Annotated in this window: 5 protein-coding genes; 1 reads left to right on the top strand and 4 read right to left on the bottom strand. The window is 36.2% G+C overall.

Going from position 1 to position 4,925, the window contains the following annotated elements; all coding sequences use genetic code 11:
- Positions 1 to 104: 104 nt before the first annotated feature.
- Positions 105 to 1,241 (top strand): alcohol dehydrogenase family protein, encoded by a 1,137-nt coding sequence (locus tag P0N36_RS14540; RefSeq protein ID WP_275843590.1) that lies wholly within the window; start codon positions 105 to 107, stop codon positions 1,239 to 1,241.
- 300 nt (positions 1,242 to 1,541) lie between these two features.
- Here the strand turns inward: P0N36_RS14540 and P0N36_RS14535 are convergent, their stop codons facing one another.
- From P0N36_RS14535 to P0N36_RS14520, 4 genes are all read right to left on the bottom strand, one after another.
- Positions 1,542 to 2,777, bottom strand: coding sequence for a transposase (locus tag P0N36_RS14535; RefSeq protein ID WP_275843589.1), 1,236 nt, complete (start codon positions 2,775 to 2,777; stop codon positions 1,542 to 1,544).
- The gene (locus P0N36_RS14530; protein WP_275843588.1) at positions 2,765 to 3,286 is read right to left on the bottom strand and encodes a transposase family protein; all 522 of its coding nucleotides are present in this window, start codon (positions 3,284 to 3,286) and stop codon (positions 2,765 to 2,767) included. Before P0N36_RS14530 ends, P0N36_RS14535 begins: the two co-directional genes overlap by 13 nt.
- Before the next feature lie 111 nt (positions 3,287 to 3,397).
- Positions 3,398 to 4,006, bottom strand: a complete 609-nt coding sequence (locus P0N36_RS14525; protein WP_275843587.1) for a hypothetical protein — start codon at positions 4,004 to 4,006, stop codon at positions 3,398 to 3,400.
- Between the two features lie 160 nt (positions 4,007 to 4,166).
- The coding region (locus tag P0N36_RS14520) for a hypothetical protein (RefSeq protein ID WP_275843586.1) at positions 4,167 to 4,925 on the bottom strand (759 nt) is incomplete at its 5' end.

The following is a 4,925-nucleotide window of genomic DNA, read 5'->3' as shown; positions in this document are numbered from 1 at the left end:
TTTCAACAATGGATTAATCAGCAAGCCTCATTTATCAAGGCTTTATTCACTGATTTCTGCTGGGAAAGTTGAGTAATTAATATGTTTATCGAAAGGAAGTTTATATGGAAACGAAATGGGATACTACCCCTAAGAATGATCGATTTGAACCAATATCAGGAGAGAAAACAATGAAGGCGGTTGTCACTGCCGGCAATGGTGGCTATGAAAAACTTGAATGTAGAGAGGTGCGTATGCCTTCACTAGAGTCTGGTGAAGTTCTCTTACAGGTATTGGCTGCAGGGGTTAACAACACAGAAATCAATACGCGTATTGGTTGGTACTCATCTTCAATTACAACGAGTACAGAAAGTGCAACCGAGAAGCAGTTGGCATTAAGTAATACAGATGGTGGATGGAATGAAGCAACGCCCTTCCCATTCATTCAAGGGACCGATTGTTGTGGACGTATTGTTGCAGTTGGCCCAGGAGGAGATGAAAGCTCTATTGGCGCTCGTGTTCTTGTACGCGCATGCATGCGGCGGTTTGATTTTGAATCCATGGAAAATATCTGGATGGGATCAGATTTTGATGGTGCCTTCGCTCAATATGTCAAAGTCCCGGCATCAGAAGCATTTATCGTAAATTGCGATTGGAGTGATGCCGAACTTGGAACAATCCCTTGCGCTTATGGAACAGCTGAGAATATGGTTCATCGTGGAAATGTAAGTAAAGATGAGCATATTTTAGTCACTGGCGCCTCAGGGGGCGTAGGTTCAGCCGTCGTTCAACTTGCAAAAAGACGTGGGGCAATTGTTACTGCAATTGCTTCGGCATCTAAGGTTGAACAGGTTCTTGCTATCGGAGCGGACCTAGTCGTAAGAAGAGATGAGAATATTCTTTCCAAACTCGGTGAAAAATGTTTTGACATCATCATTGATAATGTTGCTGGACCTAGTTTTGGAGACATGATTAAGTTGTTGAAACGAAATGGAAGATATGTGTCTTCTGGTGCGATTGGAGGACCCATTGTGACTTTTGACATGCGCGATTTTTATTTGAAAGATCTGAGACTGATTGGATGCACCGCATGGGATGCGCCAGTTTTTCCTAATCTTATCTCCTATATTGAAAAGGGTGAAATCAAACCACTTGTAGCAAAAATATTTCCACTCGAACAAATAGCGGACGCTCAAAGAGAATTTCTCGAGAAAAAATTTGTCGGTAATTTCGTATTAATCCCACCATCCACTGATGAATAAACGTTCAGATGAATCAAAGCCTATAGTCTGCTCAATTAACACGTGCATGAGTTCGGGGCAGTCGGTTAACATCCGATTTTGCCCTTTTTTCATATAAATATAGAACTTATAAAATATAGTATTAAGTAAAAAAATAGTATGAAGCGCACAGCGCCATACTATTTTCTATAAGGGCTATTTTCCGACAGCCCCCTGATGTTAAGATATAATAAATCCATTTTTCAATTTCTAAATTAGTCATAACTAAAAGTGTGTGTTATTACATATATGGTTTACCGGTTCTTTCCAGGGTTAATTGATTTAATGGTAAATTTCATTTAATAGTACCTTTGCCTTTAGCAGTGCAAAACTATTTCTGCCATACATTATTCGCTTGATGACTTTTATCTTATTCACACTTCCTTCGGCTAAACCGTTATTATACCTATAACGTATGCCGTTTTTTACAGCCTTCAAATCTTTTTTTGTTCCCTGTAGAAATGTATTTATTTCAGGTATATCGAAACCTTCACAAGTATCCATCCAAGCATCTAATGTATCAGCTTTTTGAGAAAAGATAATCTCATAAAAATGTTTGATCATTGCATACACATCACCTAGTTCGGAGAATTTGGCAGTGATCTGACTGAGCTGCTCTTCATTGATGCCTGCAACTTTTTCGATCTTTTTGTATATTAGACTACAGAGACTTCTGCGTTGTACATACTCAAAGTTCGAACTAACCTTCTTGTTCAATGTATTCCGGTGAGCTCGTTCTTTTTGCATAAACATACGAATGGCGCCAACACTACCATCATATCCTTTTTTTTCGATAATCTCTTTGATTTTGGTGTATGTAACACCTTGGCTTCTTAATTCAATAACTTCTTTTTCAAAGGGAGTTAATTTACCTGGAAGGCGATAATCATAGTGACCATTTATAAGTTTAAATTCAGGATTTAGCCACCTTTTTATTGTATCGTGATTACGGTGCATCATTATTCCAATTTTCTGGATTGAATGTCCTTCTTCTTGAAGTGCCCTTGCCTCATCAACTTCCTCTTGTTTCTGCTTCATTGCACGTTCATGTTCACGCTCTCTGGATATTGATAAATCTTCCGGTATGTCTTCTGGGGACATTTTTATATACTTTCGAACGGTTGTTGGTGAAGAGTGGAGAAGCAAAGAGATTTCGTTTACCGTATGTCCTTCTTTGTATTTCTTTCGAGCATAACGAACTCTTTTGGCACGGTTGGAGGTATCATATAGGACTTCCAGTTCTGAAGACAACTCGCCTTTTCGTTCTATCTCAATTCTTGATGGAAAAGATCTGATTATATATCTATTTACAGCTTCTGAAAGGCCTTTTATCAGATGAAAACGATCGCTAACCTGAATTACAGAGGGATGCGACTTTGTTATTGCGGATGCATAAGTTAAAGAACCATCACGTGAGACTACCTTTAAGTTAGGGTATGTCTCTAGCCATTCCTTAACGTCATTTAATTCTCGTGAAGATAAAATATCTATAATGCGATGTGTTTCTAAATCCACCATAACAGTGCCGTATGACCTTCGCTTTTAAAAGCGAAGTCATCCACACAAATTTTTTCTATGGCTGATTTGTCCACAATGCTAGGCATTTTTTTGAGCAGGCTGCATATACTGCTTTTCCCAACTTTTATAGCCTCTGATTCAAGTAATTTCGAACTCTCTATAGAACTTAATTTAAGCGATGTATTGACTATATGATTATTCAAGCGCAAACTCATTTGACCATTTCTCGAAGCAAAATCGTGTTTTTCAGAAAATGTCTTGTGAGTACATTTAGGATTACTACAGAAAAATTTTCTGGTCAAAACCAACAATATAACTTGCTTATGTTGAATTGGCAAATCTTGAATTTCACGCTCATATCTAGAATGTATTTTATAAGATTGCGTCTCACAATAGGGGCAATTAGCAGAGTCTAATTCTGATTTAATACGAAAAACTATTGTATCAGATTTGTTTTTGTAATCAACCAATGTGTAATCGTCATTTAAAGACTTTATGAATTCATTCATAGAATACCTTCCTTCATGATCATCCAAGACATTGTTCTGATATACTAATTATAACACTGTGTGACAATGAATTAAATTAAACCTGGAAAGAACCGGTTTACCGTATACAATTTAGCTGTTTGTGGATGGGCATAAATAAACTAATATGGACCAACTGGTTTTTTTCGATGCTTCTAGCTCATCACCAAGTGGTTCGGAATAACTTGTACTTATCTCATTCTCATGAATACCCCAAAGAAATATATCTTGATTTTGATCTTGATTTTGTTTTAGCTTCCCATTTTTCAAAATGACACTTTCGGACAAAAGATCAATATCAAAATCGTCTACAGCATGAGCTTGATAAATAAACCTGTTTTCGCCAGATCCAAAATATAGTCCCGTCACAATCTGTAGTACACCTTTTCTTTCATTCACCTCAAAAGAAATACCATATAACTCGTTTAGTTCTATATCAAATACTTTTATTTCATCTGCGAATAACTTCCCATTTTTCCATAGTTGAAAGGTAACATTATATTTATTTGTCCCATTGTAATCTATTTCAATATATTCAGTTTTACTCTTATCAATATGTACTCTGGCGATAGCATTGTCTTCATCGAATAGTTCACGACTATTGATAGATATTCCGTCATCGGTGCTACTTTTACAGAATGTAAGTAAAACTATTAAAGTCAGTATAAAAGAAATTCCCAATCTTTTTTTATATTTAAACATAATAAATCTTGTGCTCCTTTCATGTGAACTTACATAGAACATTAAATTTCGACCTATAAAAGTACAATAACACACTCAATCATATATGTATATATTATGATTGAGTGTGTTTAAAAATTGTCATTGCTGGCTTTAATAGACTTTATGCACCTATCACTTTTCAGTTCAATTCAAGCCAGTAAAAACCATCACAATCACCATTGTAAAGTGTTTTCGGACTTTTTGCAGATTGGTTATAAAAAACATCAGTATATGGAATGCCACCAGTATGTGTATATACAGTTAAAGTTCCTCTTGTATAATTATAGTACGGAGCAAAATATACAGCTCCATAACTCCCCGCAGGAACTTGGTATACAACGCCAAAGGTAGTTGCATTTGAAGCTGATGTTTCCCACCCGAACCCTGCTCCAGCTTCTATAGCATCTTCTACTTCGCCTGACAAAGAAATACTTAAACTAAATGAATCTGTAAAGGTAGAAGAAGTACCATATTGGATTGGTGTTGGTCCTGCAACATCTGGTGTAATTTTCTCAGCTGCACCCGTCACAGTTGATTTGACTGATTCATTATAATTATATGTATGATAAGGAAAACCAGATAAAATTACATCATCTATTTCATCCTTTTTTTCTATTATCTTGATTTTGTTTTTTTTGTCTTCAGCTTTCTCTTTACTTTCAAGAATATTTGGCATAGCTTCATCTAGAGAAACTTCAACCAGTTCTCCATTCTCATTATAGGTAAAAGCCTGCGCGATAGTAACTCCAGTCTTAGTGTTGTGATATGTTGCTTTACCGTTGTCATCAACTTTTTTTGACCAGCCAGCTTCTTCGGCTTCATCAGGCGTATTTGCCGAAATTATTGTGCTTAATGATAGCATTAATACTAATACCACGCTAATTATTGATTTGATTTT

Origin of the sequence: Petrocella sp. FN5 (assembly GCF_029210395.1) — a bacterium.
Classification (GTDB): domain Bacteria; phylum Bacillota; class Clostridia; order Lachnospirales; family Vallitaleaceae; genus Petrocella.
This window is presented reverse-complemented; position numbering and strand designations above follow the sequence as displayed.